We start from the raw sequence: 16,160 nt of genomic DNA on the forward strand, positions 1-16,160 counted from the left end.
GATCCCGAACAGACGATATTCCTGCTGGGAGCGCTGCGCCGGGGCACCAGTCGGCCCGTCCGCGACAGCCTAGTGCTTGGGGTGTTCCGGGGGCAGTCGCGACAGCCGGGGTCGGCCCCACCGGGCAGGTGATCCCGCCCATGCGGGTCGCGTGCGGTCCGCCGCTGGTCACGGACCGTGCAAAAGGGACGATCGGGATAGCGGCCGGTCCCGCCGGACGGCCTCGACCGGTCCTTCCGGACACACCGCGCACACCCGCCCGGGTGAGGTGAGAACCCGGTGGCGTGACGCAGAAGACAGACCCGGCGTGTCGAGGACCCTCGATCAGCAGCCGGATTCACCACGTCTAACATCGAGCGCGGGCCTGGTCCGGGAGCTTCACCAGTTCCATCGCGGTCTTCCGGATCGCAGCCCGGCCCCGAACTGACCTTGGGAGTGAAATGTCGTTGGTGAACGCTGCGCACGGACGCAGTGAGAACACCAGCGCCGAACACCCGACCGGTGAACGACCGCGTGGTGCCCGGCGGAACAGTGCCCGGCGATCCGTCCGCCAGGTTGTCGGCGCCTACGCCGCGCTGGCGAAGCCGCGCGTGATCGAGCTCCTCCTCGTCACCACGATCCCCGCGATGTTCCTGGCGGGCCGCGAGATCCCGAACCCGTGGCTCGTGCTCGCGACCCTCGTCGGCGGCACGATGGCGGCCGGCAGCGCCAACGCGCTCAACTGCGTGATCGACGCGGACATCGACAAGGTGATGAACCGCACCAAGAAGCGTCCGCTCGTGAAGGACTCGGTGCCGCGGCGCAACGCGCTGATCTTCGGCCTGGTCCTCGGCGTCGCCTCGTTCGCGGTCCTGTACTTCACCGTGAACCTGCTGTCGGCGATCCTCGCGATCGCGACCATCCTCTTCTACATCTTCGTCTACACCCTCGGCCTCAAGCGGCGCACGTCGCAGAACGTGGTGTGGGGCGGGGCCGCCGGCTGCATGCCGGTGGTCATCGGCTGGGCCGCGGTGTCCGGCACCGTGCAGTGGCCCGCATTCGTGATGTTCGGCGTCATCTTCTTCTGGACGCCCCCGCACACCTGGGCGCTGGGCATGAAATACCGCGAAGACTACGAACGCGCGGGCGTCCCGATGCTCCCCGTCGTGGCGACGCCGCAGCACGTGGCCAAGCAGATCGTCATCTACTCGTGGGTGATGGTCGCCTGGACCCTCCTGCTGCTCCCGGTCACCAGCTGGCTCTACGCCACCTTCGCGGTCCTCGCGGGCGCCTGGTTCCTCTTCTACGCCCACCGCCTCCAGGCCGCGGTCCGCCGCGGCCTGGAGACGAAGCCGATGTCGTTGTTCCACCGCTCGAACACGTACCTGATGATCGTGTTCGTCGCGCTGGCCGTGGACTCGGCGATCGGGTTGCCGACGCTCGGCTTGCCGTTCTAGCCGCTTTTTTCAGCCGCAGCGCCGTCGAGGTCTTTCGACCCGGCGGCGTTTCGGCGTGTGGAGCGCGGCACAGGGCGCTCCGTGACGGGTGGGCGTCCTTCGGGAATGGCGTAGTCTGGACGGCCGTTGTGTTCTTCCGGCTCTGTGCAGTTTTTCCCCGATGCAGTCTTTCCCCGATGCCGCCTTTCCCCGATGCGAAAGCAGGATTCACCTTGTCCGTGTCCCCGGACCGGGAAGCAGACCGCGCCCTCGAGGACGGTACGCCCGAGCACGCCGCCGAGCTGGCGCGTGAGCAGGCGTACGTCTCGACGTTGTACACGAAGCTCGACACCGAGCGCGTCGCGGCGCAGCGGCGGCTCGACACCACGCTGAGGCAGACCGGCGGCACCCCGCAGGCGCGCACCGAGCGGGACGTCGCCACCACGCTGTACACCGACCGGCTCGCACAGCTGGGGTCGGTGGAACAGGGGCTGTGCTTCGGCCGGCTCGATTTCGTGCCCGAGAGCGCCGAGGAAACGACCTACATCGGCCGGCTCGGGTTGTTCGAGGAGGACGACGACTACCGGCCCCTGCTGGTGGACTGGCGGGCGCCCGTCGCCCGGCCGTTCTACCTCGCCACGGCGGCGTCGCCCGACGGGGTGCGCCGGCGGCGGCACCTGCGGTCGCTGAGCCGCAAGGTGACGGGCTTCGACGACGAGATCCTCGACCTGAGCGCCGCGGACCAGGGCCAGGACCTCGGGCTCGCGGGCGAGGCCGCGCTGCTGGCCGCGCTCGAGCGGCGCCGCACGGGCGAGATGAGCGACATCGTCGCGACGATCCAGGCCGAGCAGGACCGGATCATCCGCGCGCCGCTCGGCGGGGTGATGGTGGTGCAGGGCGCGCCGGGCACGGGCAAGACCGCGGTGGCGCTGCACCGTGCCGCGTACCTGCTCTACACGCACCGCCAGCAGCTCACCACGCGCGGCGTGCTCGTGGTCGGGCCGAACAGCACGTTCCTGCGCTACATCGGCCAGGTCCTCCCGTCGCTGGGCGAGACGGGTGTGCTGCTCGCCACGATCGGGCAGCTCTACCCGGGCCTCGACGCCGAGGGCGCGGAGGCGCCCGAGGCCGCGGAGGTCAAGGGGCGCCTGGTGATGGCCGACGTGCTGGCCAACGCCGTGCGCGACCGCCAGCGTGTGCCGGAGCCGGTGCTGGAGATCGAACACGAGCGCGAGATCCTCAAGCTCGACCGCAAGACCTGCGTCGACGCCCGCACCCGCGCCCGCCGTTCGCGCCGGCCCCACAACCTCGCGCGCCGGCTGTTCGTCTCCGACGTGCTCGACGCGCTCACCCGCCAGGCCGCCCGCAAGCTGGGGGAGGACCTGCTCGACGCGCAGGACGTGCAGGACATCCGCGCAGAGCTCGCCGCCAGCCCGGCCGTGGCCGCCGCGATGAACCGGCTGTGGCCGAAACTGACACCGGAAGGCCTGCTCGACGACCTGTTCGCCGAGCGCGAACACCTTGATCGGGCCGCCGGGAAGCTGCTGTCCGAGGCGGACCGCGCGCACCTGGAGAGCGGGCGCGATGCGAAGTGGACCCCTGCCGACGTGCCGCTGCTCGACGAGCTGGCCGAGCTGCTCGGAGAGGACGACAGCGAGGAGCGCGCCGAGCGCCGGCGCCGCGAGCGCGTGGAGCGTGCCTACGCCGAGGGCGTGCTGCACGTGCTGGAACAGGACGAGGAGATCCAGGACGAGGAGATCCTGCGGGTGTCCGACGTGCTCGACGCCGAGCTGTTCGCCGAACGCCAGCAGGAGCGCAGCGAGCTCACCGCGGCCCAGCGTGCGGCGCAGGACCGCACGTGGACGTTCGGGCACGTGATCGTGGACGAGGCCCAGGAGCTGTCCGCCATGGACTGGCGCCTGCTCATGCGCCGCACGCCGAACCGCTCGATGACGCTCGTCGGCGACGTCGCGCAGACCGGCGCGGCCGGCGGAGCGCGCACGTGGGACGAGGTCCTTTCGCCCTACATCGCCGACCGCTGGCGCCTGGAGCAGCTCACCGTCAACTACCGGACGCCGGCCGAGATCATGGCCGTGGCCGCGCGCGTGCTGGCCGAGCTGGACGTGGATCTCGCAGCGCCGGCGTCGGTGCGCGAGACGGGGGTGCCGCCGTGGTCCGTGAAAACCAGCGACCTCGAAGCGGACCTGCCGGGTCTCGTCGCGCAGGAGCTGTCCGCAGTGGACGGTGGGACCGTGGCCGTGCTCACACCCGCCGCGCGGCTGGCTGCCGTGGAAACCGCGGTGCCGGCCGACGAACGCGTGAGCGTGCTCACGGTCGAGCGGGCCAAGGGGCTGGAGTTCGACGCCGTGGTGCTGGTCGCGCCGGACGAGATCGTCGCGGCGTCACGGCGTGGGCTCAACGATCTGTATGTGGCCCTCACGCGCGCGACCCAGCGGCTCGGCGTGGTCCGGACCGGTGAGGCCGTTTCGGCACTCGCTGAGCTTGGCTAGCATCGCGCGCATGCAGACATTCGGCAAGATCGCCTCCGTGGGGGTCGCGGCCGTCGCCGCGGCGCTCAGCCTGACCGCGTGTGGCGGCGACGACACCGCGGCCCAGCCGTCGGCCACCCCGTCGGCCCCGGCCGCCCCGTCGAGCTCGGCCGCGCAGGCCGCCCAGACCAAGGGCCGCGAGTGCACCGCGGACGACATCAAGACCACCGGGACCTTCGGCCAGCCGCCGACGATCACCATCCCGGACGACTGCGATCCGCCGAAGAAGCTGATCACCAAGGACCTCGTCGCGGGCACCGGCAACGGCGCGAAGACCGGCCAGGAACTGTCGATGAACTACACGCTGGTCACCTGGTCGGACAAGCAGAAGCTCGACAGCTCCTTCGACCGCGGCCAGCCCTTCGACCTGCCGCTGGGCGCGGGCAAGGTCATCCCGGGCTGGGACCAGGGCCTCGTGGGCATCAAGCAGGGCGGCCGCCGACTGCTGATCATCCCGCCCGACCTCGGCTACGGCCAGGGCGGCGATGGCGTCGCGCCCAACGAGACCCTCGTGTTCGTGACCGACGCCGTCACGGTCCCCGCCGACAAGAGCTGACCTTGACCGACACCGTGCACACCGGCTGGGTCGTCGAGTGGCACGGCGAGCAGGGCTGGGGCGTGCTCGACTGCCGGACGCTGCCCGAGCGGGTCTGGGCGCACTTCTCGACCATCGAGATGGCCGGCTTCCGGCGCCTGGATGCGGGCGCCGAGATCGAGTTCACGGTGGAGCGCGCCGAGCAGGACGGCTACCACTGGCGTGCGGTGTGGGTGAAGGAGAAACCCCCGAAGAAGCGAAAGCAGAAGCACTGAACCGCCGGGCCGGGCACACACCCGGCCCGGCGGTCGTGCGTCACGGGATGAGGATCAGCTTCCCGGTCGTGCGCCGGCCCTGCAGGTCCTCGTGGGCCTTGCGGGCGTCGGCCAACGGGTAGCGGCCGCCGACGCGGATGTCCAGCGAGCCGTCGGACACGTGGGAGAACAGCTCCTCCGCGCGCCAGTCGAGCTCCTCGCGCGTGCGGACGTAGTGGCCGGACGTCGGGCGGGTCAGGAAGAGCGAGCCGCCGGAGTTCAGGCGCTGCGGGTCGATCGGGGGCACCGGGCCGCTGGCCGCGCCGAACAGCGCGAGCATGCCCCGGATCTTCAGGCTGGCCAGGCTGCCGTCGACGGTGTCCTTGCCGACGCCGTCGTAGACCACGTGCACGCCTTCGCCGTCGGTGATCTCGCGGGTGACCTTGGCGAAGTCCTCCCGGTCGTAGCGGATCACGTGGTCGGCGCCGGCACCGCGGGCCAGCTCGGCCTTCTCGTCGGTGGACACCGTGCCGATCACGCGGGCGCCGCGGGCCTTCGCCAGCTGCACCAGCAGCAGGCCGACGCCGCCGGCCGCGGCGTGGACCAGCACGTCGTCGCCGGGCTTGACCTCGTACGTCGAGCGGACCAGGTAGTGGGCGGTCACGCCCTGCAGCATCAAGGCGGCGGCGATCTCGTCGGACACGCCTTCGGGCACCTTCACGGCGACCGACGCCGGCACGTGCGTGCGCGCCGCGTAGCTGCCGAGCGAGGCCATCCAGGCCACGCGGTCGCCCGGCGCGAACGCGGTCACGCCCTCGCCGACCTCGGCGACGGTGCCCGCGCCCTCCAGGCCCAGCACGAACGGCAGGTCGAGGGGGTAGATGCCCTCGCGCTGGTAGGTGTCGATGTAGTTGACGCCGGCCGCGGCCACGTCCACCAGCAGCTCACCCGCACCGGGCGCGCCGACCTCGACCTCGGTGACCTCCAGAACCTCGGGCCCACCGGTCGTCCTGACCTGCACAGCGGACGGCATGTTTCCTCCTCGTGTCGGGTTCGGCTCTCACCGGTGTCCAACTATGGCCGACGCCACGCTTGTTCCGCGCCACCGGGTGAGACCGGTTAAGCTCGCCCGCGTGGCTGAGGAGACCGAGCAGACGCCCCCCGCACCGACCGGCCGGCAGCTGGCCGCCGCCCGAGACTTCGTGGCGCGGCACGGGAAACCCTCGCGCGCGGTGGTCGAGAACATCGGCCGCGCGGGCGCTCGGGTGGTGCTCGTGGGCGCCGACGGCGCGCTCGGCGACGTGATCGTGCCTTCGTCCGACACGGGCACCGCGCTGGTCGAGGCGATCGAGGACCTCGAACCGGCCGAATGGGACAGTGCCACCGTGAAGGCGACCAAGATCGGCGCGGCCCACCGCCGCAAGATGGCCGGTCCGCGAGCCGGCCGGTGAGCCGGGAAGCGATTTTCGTCGGCTGCTCGGAGATGCCCGAGGGCGACGGCGACGACACCGCCGCCGCCTCCGCGCTCGACGACCTGGGTTTCACCGTCCGCTGGGCCGTGTGGGACGACCCGGCCGCCGACTTCTCGAGCGCCGACCTCGTGATCCTGCGCGCGACCTGGGACTACCCGGGCCGCCGCGCCGAGTTCCTCGACTGGTGCGAGACCGTGCCGACGCTGGCCAACCCCGCCGCCGTGGTGCGCTGGAACACCGACAAGTCCTACCTCGTCGAACTGCTCGACGCGGGTGTGCCCACCGTGCTGACCACCCTCGTCGAGCCGGGTGAACCGGCCAAGTGGCTGAAGGTGCCGTTCGTGGTGAAGCCGTCGGTCGGCGCCGGTTCGGTCGGCGCGGCCCGCTTCGGCGCCGACGCCGTCGGCGCGGACGAGCACCTGCGGGCACTGCACGCCGACGGGCGCACCGCCGTGATCCAGCCCTACCAGTCCAGTGTGGACACCCAGGGCGAGATCGCGCTCGTGTACTTCGGCGGCGTTTATTCGCACGCCTTCACGAAAGCCGCGATGCTCGGCGCCGGCACCGACCCGTCGGGCCTGTTCCTCACCGAGAAGCTCGCCCCGGCCGTCCCGGCGTCCGGTGTGCGCGCCGTCGCGGAGGACGCGCTGGACGCCGCCTGCTCGCTCATGGACATCCTGCGCGCCGAACTGCTCTACGCCCGCGTGGACATCGTCCGCGGCGAGGACGGGCACCCGCTGGTGCTGGAGGTCGAGCTGGCGGAACCGTCTCTCGGCTTCCGCAACGCCGACGCGGGAGCCCCGCTGCGGTTCGCGTCGGCGGTGCGCCAGCAGCTGGCGTAGTTTTCCCGTTCACAGGAAGAAGTTTTCGTTCACGTCGGGCAGCGCGTTCCGCGGTGCCTGATCGACCTCGTCCGCGGTGAAGACGGGCGCCCGCTGGTCCTGGAGCTCGAGCTGACCGAACCGAGGCTCGGCTTCCGCAACGCCGACGCGGGAGCCCCGTCGAGGTTCGCGTCGGCGTTGCGCAAGCTGCTGGCCTGAGTCACACCCGGATCACTTCAGGCCCGAGGACGCCAGCCCGTCGATCACCCGGCGCTGCAGCACGATGAACAGGATCAGGATCGGCGCCATGGCCAGCAGGCTGGCCGCCATCAGCACCGGGTAGTTCACCGTCACGTCGCCTGCCAGCGTGGCCAGCGCGGCGGACAGCGGCATCTGCGTGGCGCGCGTCGACACTACCAGCGGCCACAGCAGCTCGTTCCACGACCACAGCACGGCCGAGATCGCGAGCACGCTGATGCTCGGGCGCACCACCGGGAGCAGCACGCTCCAGAACGTGCGCAGCGGCCCGCTGCCGTCGATGCGCGCCGCCTCCTCCAGCTCCGCCGGGAGGTTGAGGAAGGCGGTGCGCATCAGGAAGGTGCCGTACGCGCTGAAAAGCCCGGGCGCGACGATTCCGGCCAGGGTGTTGAGCCAGCCCAGGCCCTGGATGATCTGGTACTGCGAGATCAGGTACGCCTGCGAGGGCACCAGCAGGATCGACAGCACGAGACCCAGCAGCACCGCGCGGCCGCGGAAGCGCATGCGCGCGAACGCGTAGCCGGCCAGCGTGCACAGCACGATCTGGGCCAGCGTGCGGATCACCGTGATGAGTACCGACGTCCACAGCTGCGACAGGAAGGGCAGCCGCTGGAACACCGCGGCGTAGTTCGACCACTGCAGGTGCGCGGGCCAGAACGTGGGTGTCACGCTCTGCACCTCGGCGTTGGTGGACAACGACATCACGATCTGCCACAGGAACGGGAAGGCCATGATCAGCCCGCCCACCCCGAGCACGAGGTGGATCAGCGCGTGGGACTGCCGGCGGCGCCGTGTTCTAGGCATTGCCTGCCCACCTCCGTTGCAAGCGGAACTGCAGGAGTGTGACGAGGCCGATGAGCACGAAGATGACCATCGCGATGGCCGCGGCGAAACCCTTGTCGTTCTCGATGAAACCCGCGTTGTAGAAGTAGAAGACGAGCGACATCGTCTTCGGCAGCACCGCGTTGTGGTTGCCCAGCAACGCGTAGAGCAGGTCGAAGAGCTGGAAGCTCGCGATGGTGGTCACCACGACCACGAAGAACAAGCTGGGCGCCAGCTGCGGCAGCGTGATCGAGCGGAACTGGCGGAAGCGGCTCGCGCCGTCGAGCTCGGCGGCCTCGTACAGCTCCGGCGGGATGTTCTTCAGGCCCGCGCCGAGCACGATCATCGAAAAGCCCAGCGAGGACCACAGGCCCACGATCGACACCGCGGCGAGCGCGAAGCCGGGTGTGTTGACCCACGAAGGGCCGGTGATCCCGATCTTCGACAGCGCCCAGTTGAGGATGCCGTAGTCGCCGTTGAAGATCATGCGCCACACCAGCGCCACGGCCGCGGGCATCGCCACGTACGGCAGGAAGAACAGCACGCGGTAGAACTGCGCGAACCGCAGGCCTGGCGTGTTGAGCAGGCTCGCGAGCCAGGCTGCGATCGGCACGCCGAGCAGCACGACCGCGGTGTAGATCAGGGTGTTGAGCAGCGAGCGGTACAGCTGCGGGTCGGCGAACAGCAGGCTGTAGTTGTCCAGCCCCGTCCACTTGAAGCCGCCGAACACGCCCCAGGAGGTGAACGAGTAGAACGCCGTCTGCAGGATCGGCCAGATGTAGAAGACCAGCACGCCGGCCAGCAGCGGCAGCACGAACGCCCAGGGCCACAGGCCGTCCCCGCCCCGGACGCCGCCCCGCTTCCGCCGGGTGGCGGGAGCGGCGGGCGCCGGAGCGGGCTCGGAAACCTCGACGGACACGGCACTCATTCCTTGGCCAGGTCTGCGTTCATCTGGGAGGCCAGGTCCTTCAGCACGGCGTCGACGGGCTTGGTGCCGTCGAAAGCGTCGGGCAGCAGGTTGGTCTCGAGCGTGTTCCACGCGGCGGTGTTCTTCGACACCGGCAGCGGTTTGGCGTAGGAGACCTCGTCGAGGAACAGCTGCAGGTCGACGCCGGGCATGGACTTCGTGAACGCGTCCTGCGTGCCGTTGTAGGCCGGGATCACCGCACCGAGGTCACCTTGCTGCTGCTGGGCCTCCTTGCTCGCGAGGAACACCTGCAGCGCCTGCGCGGCCTGCTTGTTCGGGCTGTTCGCGGCGACCACGTTGGACAGACCGTGGATCACCGTGGCCTGCTGGTCGCCCTTCGGCACCGGCAGCACCGCGACGTCCTTGGCGATCGGCGCCGCCGCGACCTCGCTGCGGGCCCAGCTGCCGCCCTGGTACATCGCCGACTTGCCGGACACGAACCACTGGTCGCCGGTGGTGTCGGTGAGCTGCTTGATGGTCGGCATCGCCTTCGACTTCACCAGGTCGGTCCAGAACTGGATGCCCTTGGCCGTCTTCGGGTCGTCGTAGGCCGACTTCTTGCCGTCGGGCGAGATCACCGAGCCGCCGGACTGGAAGATCGTGTTGTAGTAGGTGGTCTGCCCGTCCATGCCGGCGGAGATGCCGTAGATGCCCTTGCTCGCGAGCTTCTGCGAGATCTGCGCGGCGGTGGACTGCAGGTCGGCCCACGTCCAGTCCTTGCTCGGGATCGGCACGCCGGCCTCGGCGAACAGCGCCTTGTTGATCCACACGCCGATGGTGTCGAAGTCCTTGGGCACGCCGTACTGCACACCGTCCAGCGTGTAGAGCTGGTCGAGCGAGGCCGGGTAGTTCTTCGGGTCGATCGCGCCGGCCTTGACCTCACCGGTGATGGGCTCGATCTTGCCGTTGCTGGCGTAGAGCTGGATGTTGGGCCCGTTCATCCAGAACACGTCGGGCAGGCTGTCGCTGGAGGCTTCCGTCTGCAGCTTGGTGAAGTAGTTCGTGTACGGGGTCACGTCCACGTTCACCTTGATGTTCGGGTACTTCTTGTTGAACTCGGCCAAGTTGGCGTTGATCGCCTTCACCTGGGTCTGGTCCCACACCGCGTAGGTGAGGTTCGCCGACACGTTCGCGTCGGGGGCGCTGTACGCGCTGTCCGAAGTGGACGCACTCGAACCGGACGAGCACGCGGCGAGTGTTGCGGCGGCGGCCACCGTGCCGGCCACCGCGGCCAGCGCTCGGCGGGGGAATGAAGCCATCGGGGGTTCCTTTCAGCGGGCGGGGAAGAGGTTCGGGTCAGTGGGTGGCGGCCGGGAAGTGGTCGCGCACGGCCGCGGGGAGTTCGGGCACGTCGAGGGGAACGGAGCCGCTGCGCAGCGACTGCGTGGCGAGCGCTCCGGCGGCCACGGCCTCGCGGGCGGCGATCGGCGAGAGCGTCGGCGGCACGTCGTCGATCACGTAGCGCAGGAACTCGGTCATCGTGAGCAGGTCGGCGTCGGCGTGACCTTCTTCGACACCCGAGATCGGGTACTCGCGGTCGCCGTCGGTGGACCAGCCGCGGCGGTGGTTCCACACCTTCACCACGCCGCCGCCGGTGTCACCGAAGTTCTCGGCGCGGCCCTCGGTGCCGATCACCGTGTAGTTGCGCCAGTAGTCCGGGGTGAAGTGGCACTGCTCGTAGCTGGCGAGCACGCCGTTGTCGAGGGACATGAGCACCATGGACACGTCCTCGACGTCGACGACCTCGTTGAGGCCGGTCTGCGTGGCCGGGGGCCAGTTGTCGAAGGAGAACCAGTCCTGCATCAGCTCGTTCTCGTGGCCGCCGCGATCGGTGATGGCGCCGTAGACCGCGAGCTGCCCCATGCCGACCACGCGGCGGGTGTAGCCGCCGGCGAGCATGTGGATCACGTCGAGGTCGTGGCTGGCCTTCTGCAGCAGCAGCGAGTTGACCTTGCTGCGGTCGGCGTGCCAGTCCTTGAAGTAGTAATCGCCGCCGTTGCCCACGAAGTGGCGGCACCACACGGTTTTGACCTCGCCGATCTCGCCGCGGGCCACGACTTCGCGCAGCGCGCGGGCCACACCCGAGTGCCGGAAGTTGTGTCCGATGTAGAGCGGCGTGCCCGACTCCTGCGCCGCGGCGAGCACGGTGTCGGCGTCTTCGAGCGTGATCGCGAGCGGCTTTTCGAGGTACACGGCGATGCCCGCGCGCAGCAGGTCGACGGCGATCTCGGCGTGGGTCCAGTCCGGCGCGGTCACGATCGCGGCGTCGACGAGCTTGTGCTCGATCAAGTCCGTGTGCGTTTCGACGAGCTCGATGTCGCCGAACAGCTCACGGGCCCGGGCGCGGCCGGCCTCGGTCGGGTCGGCCGCGGCCACCACGGTCGCGGCCAGGCCCGACTCGGCGATGTGGCGGGCGATGACGGCCCGCTGGCCGACCCCCACCACACCCACGCGGACAGCTTCGCTGTTGGCCACCTGGTCACCTCACCTCTGCGTGATATTGATCTGCATGATGGCAAACCAATCACTAATGCACAACACGCGACTGCACGTCTGATCAGAGGCGTGCGTGAACCGTTACGCGCCCGGACGTCAGCTCGCGACCACGAGCTCGACCGACGCGGCGGCCAGCTCGGCGGCGAACGAAGCCGGCACCTCGGCGTCCGTGACCAGCACGTCGATCTCGGCGAGCCGGCAGATCCGGGCGAAGGTGGACTTCATCAGCTTTGTGGCGTCGGCGACCACGATCACCCGCCGCGCGACCTGGCTGAAATGCCTGCTGACCTCGGCTTCTCCCTCGTGCAGGGTGGTCGCGCCGTACTGCGCGCTCAGCCCGTCGACACCGAGGATCACCGTGTCGAGGGCGAAGGCGGCCAGCGCGTTGGACACGAGTGAGCCGACCAGCTCGTACGACTGGCGCCGGGCGACGCCGCCGGTGACCACGATCTTCACGTGGGCACGCACCGACAGCTCGTAGCCGATGTTCAGGGCGTTGGTCACGATGGTCAGGCCGGTTTCGCCGTCGGCGCGGATGAAGCGCTCACTCTTGCCGAGCTCCCGCGCGACCTCGGTGGTCGTGGTGCCGCCGTTGACGCCCACCGTCTCGCCGGGGCGGACCAGCTCGGCGGCCTTGCGGGCGATCGCGGTCTTGGCCTCGGCCTGACGGGCGATCTTGTACTGCAGCGGCAGCTCGTAGCCGGCGCCGAGGGCGGCCGCGCCGCCGTGGGTGCGGGTGATCAGGCGCTGGTCGGCGAGGATCGAGAGGTCGCGGCGCGCGGTGGCGGGGGAGATGCCGAGCGTTTCGCCGATCTCGGTGATCGTCACGTTCCCCCGTTCGCTCACCAACTCGAGCAGGGCGTTCAGGCGTTGCTGGGGCGTCATCGGGGTGGCTCGCGTTCCAGGTCGAGGGGTGGGACCGACCCATCCTAGAGGTCGGTCCGGCTGCGCCGGATGATTGAAGATGACGCATATCGCTCACATCAATCAAGAATGATCGTCTATGCTCACTTCTGCGATCACGTCGATCGCCCTTGGCTCGAAAGGTCTCCATGTCCGACTCCTTCGTGTCCCGTGAGCTGGCGTCCCAACCGCAGATGTGGCGTACGGCGGCCGAGCTGTTTCCCTCCGTCGCGAGCGCGCTGCCGCAGCCGGGGGAACGCGTCGCCGTCGTCGGGTGCGGCACCAGCTGGTTCATCGCCATGAGCTACGCCGTCGCGCGCGAGCAGCGCGGCCACGGCCTGACCGACGCGTTCGCCGGGTCCGAGTACCCGCGCGAGCGCCAGTACGACCGGGTGGTGGCGATCTCGCGCTCCGGCACCACGACCGAGATCGTCGACCTGCTCGGCGCGCTCGGCTCGCAGCGCACGGTGCTGATCACGGCCGTGGGCGACGCCCCGGCCGCCGCCGTCGCCGGCGAGGTCGTCGAACTTTCCTTCGCCGACGAGGAATCCGTGGTGCAGACGCGGTTCGCGACCACCACGCTCGCGCTGCTGCGCGCGGGCCTCGGTGACGACGTCGAGCACCTGGCGGCGCAGGCCGAGCAGGCGCTGCAGGTGCCGATCACCGACCTGCTCGACGCCGAGCAGGTGAGCTTCGTCGGGCGCGACGCCGCCGTGGGCCTGACGTTCGAGGCCGCGCTGAAGACGCGTGAAGCCGCGCAGTTCTGGGCCGAGTCCTACCCGGCCATGGACTACCGCCACGGCCCGATCGCGATCGCGCAGCCCGGCCGGCTGGTGTGGTCGCTGGGCGAAACGCCCGAAGGTCTGGCCGACGACATCGCCCGCACCGGCGCGACGTTCGTCCACCACGACTTCGACCCGATGGCGGCTTTGGTGGTGGCGCAACGGTTCGCCATCGCGCTCGCCGAGCGGCGCGGGCTCGACCCCGACCACCCGCGCTCGCTCACGCGCTCGGTCATCCTCACCTGATGGCCGTGCTGGGTGTCGACGTCGGCGGCACCACGGTCAAGGCCCGCGTGACCGCCGGCGACGGCGCGGTGCTCGCGCAGTGGCGCGAGCCCACGCCGACGGGCGACCCGGGCGCGCTCGCGGGCCTCGTGCGCCGTGCGACCGGGTGGTACCCGGTCGACGCGGTGGGGCTCGTCGTGCCGGGCATCGTCGACGAACGCGCGGGCGTGTGCCTGCGGGCTGTGAACCTGGACTGGCACGACGTTCCGGTGCGCGACCTCGTGTCCGCTTCGCTGGACGTGCCGCTCGCGTTCGGGCAGGACGTGCGGGCCGGCGCGCTGGCCGAGGTCCGCACGGGCGCCGCCGCGGGTGCGGTGGAGCCGGTGCTGTTCGCGGCCGTCGGCACGGGGCTGGCCGGCGCGCTGGTCGTGGACGGCCGCGTGCTCGACAGCCCGTGGGCGGGCGAGATCGGCCAGGTCCTCGTGGCCGGCGGTCGCCGGGTCGAGGAGATCGCGTCGGCGTCGGCACTCGCCCGGGTTGCCGGTGCGCCGGACGCACTGACCGTCGCCGAACGCGTCCGCGCCGGGGACAGTGCCGCGGTCGCCGCCTGGCGCGCGTGCGTCGAGGCACTCGCCGAATCCATCGCCTGGACGACCGCCGCCGTCGGCTGCGCCACCGTGATCCTCGGCGGCGGCCTCGCCGAATCCGGCGCGCTGCTGCTCGAACCGCTGGCCCGCGAGGTCACGGCCCGCCTCGGCGTCCTGCGCGCCCCGGCCCTGCGCCGCGCCCACCACGGCGACACGGCCGCGGTGATCGGGGCGACCTTGCTGGCGCAGGACCTGCTGGAAGGGAGCATGACGCGGTGAGCGGCGTGCTGGTGACCGGCCGCATTGCCCGGGATCGGGACCTGCTGGCCTGGAGCGTGACGCGGTGATCGTCGTGGTGACCCCGAACCCGGCGGTCGACGTCACCTACCGCGTGGCGCGCGACGTTCCCGGGGAGACGAATCGGGTGCTGGACGTCCAGCGCCGGCCCGGGGGCAAGGGCCTCAACGTCGCGCGGGTGCTCGACGGCCTCGGGGTCGACGTGGTGGCCGTGCTGCCGCTCGGCGGGGAGGCCGGGCGGTGGGTCGCCGGGGAGCTGCGGGTGCCGCACGAGGTGAGCGGGCTGGCGGGGGAGACGCGGACGACCGTGACGGTTGTCGGCGAGGGCCATCCGACCGTCTACAGCGAACCCGGGCCGGAGACGAGCGCGGCCGAATGGGCGCGGTTCGGCGAGGTGCTCGACCGGCGCCTGGCCGGGGCGGATCTGCTGGTCGTGTCGGGTTCGTTGCCGCGCGGCGCGGACCCGGAGCTGGTCGGCGAGTGGGTGCGGGCGGCGCACCGGGCGGAGACCCGGGTGCTCGTGGACGTGTCGGGGCCGGCGCTGCTCGCCGGGGCGGCGGCCGGGGCGGACGTGGTGAAGCCGAACCTCGGCGAGCTGCTCGAGGCGACGTCCACTGTGGACGAACGGGCCGGCGCCGAACGGCTGGTGCGGCTGGGCGCCGGGCTCGTGGTGGTGTCGCGGGGTGCCGAAGGGATTTCGGCGCACCGCGGGACGGAAGTGGTGGAAGTTCCCGCCGTGCCCGGCGTCAGCGGGAACCCGACGGGGGCGGGCGACGCGGCGACGGCCGGGCTCGCGGCCGCGCTCGTCGAGGGAGTCCCGCTCGTGCAAGGACTTCGCCGCGCCGCCGCGCTCGGGGCGGCCGCCGTGCTGCGCCCGGTGGCGGGCGAGGTCGATTTCGGTGCCTACCGACGTTTTCTCGAACCGAACGGAGAACCCGCATGATCACCCGCCCGGCTCTGACCCCGATCCTCGCGTCGGCGCGTGAGCGCAAGGCCGCCGTGGGCGCGTTCAACGTGATCCTGCTCGAACACGCCGAGGCCATCGCGAGCGGTGCCGAGCGGGCCGGCCTGCCCGTGGTGCTGCAGATCAGCGAGAACTGCGTGCGCTACCACGGCGGGCTGGCCCCGATCGCGCTCGCGTCGCTGGCGATCGCGAAACAGGCTTCGGTCGAGGTGCTCGTGCACCTGGACCACATCGAGGACCCCGAGCTGGTGCGGGAAGGCGTCGAGCTCGGCGTGGACAGCGTGATGTACGACGGCTCGCGCCTGCCCTACGACGAGAACGTGCGCACCACCCGCGAAATCGCCGAGGAGTGCCACGCCGAGGGCATCGCCGTGGAAGCCGAGCTGGGCGAGGTCGGCGGCAAGGACGGCGTGCACGCCCCCGGCGCGCGCACCGACCCGGCCGAGGCCGCCGCGTTCGTCGCGGCCACGGGCGTGGACGCGCTGGCGGTGGCCGTCGGCACCTCGCACGCGATGGTTTCGCGCACCGCCAGCGTCGACCGCGAGCTCGTGACGCGGCTGCGCGACGCGGTCGACGTGCCGCTGGTGCTGCACGGCTCGTCGGGCCTGTCCGACGACGAGCTGCGTGGCGCCGTCGAGAGCGGGATGACGAAGATCAACATCTCGACGCACCTCAACGGCCTGTTCACCCGCTCGCTCAAGCAGTTCCTCGACGAGCGGCCCGACGTCGTCGACCCGCGCAAGTACGTGCGGCTCGGCCGCGACGCGGTCGCGGTGGAAACCGAGCGCCTCCTGCGGCTGCTGGCCTCGAAGG

General features: G+C 70.9%; 16 protein-coding genes. 10 read left to right on the forward strand and 6 right to left on the reverse strand.

Going from position 1 to position 16,160, the window contains the following annotated elements:
• Window positions 1-440 precede the first annotated feature (440 nt).
• The 4 genes from ACWEOE_RS36570 (at window position 441) to ACWEOE_RS36585 (ending at window position 4,774) form a co-directional block, all read left to right on the forward strand.
• Entirely contained in the window at window positions 441-1,436 is a 996-nt protein-coding gene (locus ACWEOE_RS36570) for a heme o synthase (protein WP_452017448.1), read from the forward strand.
• Window positions 1,437-1,612: 176 nt separating this feature from the next.
• A complete protein-coding gene (locus ACWEOE_RS36575) occupies window positions 1,613-3,925 on the forward strand; it encodes a HelD family protein (RefSeq protein ID WP_452017450.1) in 2,313 nt (770 codons plus the stop codon).
• 10 nt (window positions 3,926-3,935) lie between these two features.
• On the forward strand, window positions 3,936-4,520 hold the full coding sequence (locus ACWEOE_RS36580; RefSeq protein WP_452017452.1) for an FKBP-type peptidyl-prolyl cis-trans isomerase: 585 nt from the start codon (window positions 3,936-3,938) through the stop codon (window positions 4,518-4,520).
• Between the two features lie 2 nt (window positions 4,521-4,522).
• The gene (locus tag ACWEOE_RS36585) at window positions 4,523-4,774 is read left to right on the forward strand and encodes a cold-shock protein (RefSeq protein WP_452017454.1); all 252 of its coding nucleotides are present in this window, start codon (window positions 4,523-4,525) and stop codon (window positions 4,772-4,774) included.
• A gap of 40 nt (window positions 4,775-4,814) precedes the next feature.
• Here ACWEOE_RS36585 and ACWEOE_RS36590 read toward each other — a convergent pair whose 3' ends face one another.
• Window positions 4,815-5,786 carry a quinone oxidoreductase family protein gene (locus ACWEOE_RS36590; RefSeq protein WP_452017456.1) on the reverse strand — a complete coding sequence of 324 codons (972 nt, stop codon included), beginning with the start codon at window positions 5,784-5,786 and terminating at the stop codon, window positions 4,815-4,817.
• 100 nt (window positions 5,787-5,886) lie between these two features.
• Between ACWEOE_RS36590 and ACWEOE_RS36595 the strand changes: the two genes are divergently transcribed.
• Both ACWEOE_RS36595 and ACWEOE_RS36600 read left to right on the forward strand, forming a co-directional pair.
• Window positions 5,887-6,204: a hypothetical protein gene (locus ACWEOE_RS36595; protein WP_452017458.1), complete on the forward strand. Its 318-nt coding sequence runs from the start codon at window positions 5,887-5,889 to the stop codon at window positions 6,202-6,204.
• The gene (locus tag ACWEOE_RS36600) at window positions 6,201-7,067 is read left to right on the forward strand and encodes an ATP-grasp domain-containing protein (protein WP_452017460.1); all 867 of its coding nucleotides are present in this window, start codon (window positions 6,201-6,203) and stop codon (window positions 7,065-7,067) included. Before ACWEOE_RS36595 ends, ACWEOE_RS36600 begins: the two co-directional genes overlap by 4 nt.
• A 210-nt stretch (window positions 7,068-7,277) precedes the next feature.
• Here the strand turns inward: ACWEOE_RS36600 and ACWEOE_RS36605 are convergent, their stop codons facing one another.
• The 5 genes from ACWEOE_RS36605 to ACWEOE_RS36625 form a co-directional block, all read right to left on the reverse strand.
• Complete coding sequence (locus ACWEOE_RS36605; protein WP_452017462.1) at window positions 7,278-8,108, reverse strand: carbohydrate ABC transporter permease; 831 nt, start codon at window positions 8,106-8,108, stop codon at window positions 7,278-7,280.
• Window positions 8,101-9,045, reverse strand: a complete 945-nt coding sequence (locus ACWEOE_RS36610; RefSeq protein ID WP_452017464.1) for a carbohydrate ABC transporter permease — start codon at window positions 9,043-9,045, stop codon at window positions 8,101-8,103. The genes ACWEOE_RS36605 and ACWEOE_RS36610 overlap by 8 nt, the downstream gene beginning before the upstream one ends.
• Before the next feature lie 5 nt (window positions 9,046-9,050).
• Complete coding sequence (locus ACWEOE_RS36615; protein WP_452017466.1) at window positions 9,051-10,352, reverse strand: ABC transporter substrate-binding protein; 1,302 nt, start codon at window positions 10,350-10,352, stop codon at window positions 9,051-9,053.
• 37 nt (window positions 10,353-10,389) lie between these two features.
• Complete coding sequence (locus ACWEOE_RS36620; RefSeq protein WP_452017468.1) at window positions 10,390-11,568, reverse strand: Gfo/Idh/MocA family protein; 1,179 nt, start codon at window positions 11,566-11,568, stop codon at window positions 10,390-10,392.
• 117 nt (window positions 11,569-11,685) lie between these two features.
• A complete protein-coding gene (locus tag ACWEOE_RS36625) occupies window positions 11,686-12,474 on the reverse strand; it encodes a DeoR/GlpR family DNA-binding transcription regulator (RefSeq protein WP_452017470.1) in 789 nt (262 codons plus the stop codon).
• 167 nt (window positions 12,475-12,641) lie between these two features.
• On the opposite strand from ACWEOE_RS36625, the gene ACWEOE_RS36630 reads away from it, so the two are divergent.
• The 4 genes from ACWEOE_RS36630 to ACWEOE_RS36645 form a co-directional block, all read left to right on the forward strand.
• Window positions 12,642-13,520, forward strand: a complete 879-nt coding sequence (locus tag ACWEOE_RS36630; protein WP_452017472.1) for an SIS domain-containing protein — start codon at window positions 12,642-12,644, stop codon at window positions 13,518-13,520.
• The gene (locus ACWEOE_RS36635; RefSeq protein WP_452017474.1) at window positions 13,520-14,365 is read left to right on the forward strand and encodes an ROK family protein; all 846 of its coding nucleotides are present in this window, start codon (window positions 13,520-13,522) and stop codon (window positions 14,363-14,365) included. Before ACWEOE_RS36630 ends, ACWEOE_RS36635 begins: the two co-directional genes overlap by 1 nt.
• A gap of 64 nt (window positions 14,366-14,429) precedes the next feature.
• Window positions 14,430-15,326 carry a 1-phosphofructokinase family hexose kinase gene (locus tag ACWEOE_RS36640; RefSeq protein ID WP_452017476.1) on the forward strand — a complete coding sequence of 299 codons (897 nt, stop codon included), beginning with the start codon at window positions 14,430-14,432 and terminating at the stop codon, window positions 15,324-15,326.
• The coding region (locus ACWEOE_RS36645; protein ID WP_452017478.1) for a class II fructose-bisphosphate aldolase at window positions 15,323-16,160 on the forward strand (838 nt) is incomplete at its 3' end. The genes ACWEOE_RS36640 and ACWEOE_RS36645, both read left to right, overlap by 4 nt.

The organism is Amycolatopsis sp. NPDC004368 (genome assembly GCF_053602515.1).

Bases quoted from the DNA above. Each gene is read 5' to 3' on its own strand.
- ACWEOE_RS36570 (WP_452017448.1), top strand. From the start codon at position 441: ATGTCGTTGGTGAACGCTGCGCACGGACGCAGTGAGAACACCAGCGCC.
- ACWEOE_RS36575 (WP_452017450.1), top strand. From the start codon at position 1,613: ATGCCGCCTTTCCCCGATGCGAAAGCAGGATTCACCTTGTCCGTGTCC.
- ACWEOE_RS36580 (WP_452017452.1), top strand. From the start codon at position 3,936: ATGCAGACATTCGGCAAGATCGCCTCCGTGGGGGTCGCGGCCGTCGCC.
- ACWEOE_RS36590 (WP_452017456.1), bottom strand. From the start codon at position 5,786: ATGCCGTCCGCTGTGCAGGTCAGGACGACCGGTGGGCCCGAGGTTCTG.
- ACWEOE_RS36605 (WP_452017462.1), bottom strand. From the start codon at position 8,108: ATGCCTAGAACACGGCGCCGCCGGCAGTCCCACGCGCTGATCCACCTC.
- ACWEOE_RS36615 (WP_452017466.1), bottom strand. From the start codon at position 10,352: ATGGCTTCATTCCCCCGCCGAGCGCTGGCCGCGGTGGCCGGCACGGTG.
- ACWEOE_RS36625 (WP_452017470.1), bottom strand. From the start codon at position 12,474: ATGACGCCCCAGCAACGCCTGAACGCCCTGCTCGAGTTGGTGAGCGAA.
- ACWEOE_RS36630 (WP_452017472.1), top strand. From the start codon at position 12,642: ATGTCCGACTCCTTCGTGTCCCGTGAGCTGGCGTCCCAACCGCAGATG.
- ACWEOE_RS36635 (WP_452017474.1), top strand. From the start codon at position 13,520: ATGGCCGTGCTGGGTGTCGACGTCGGCGGCACCACGGTCAAGGCCCGC.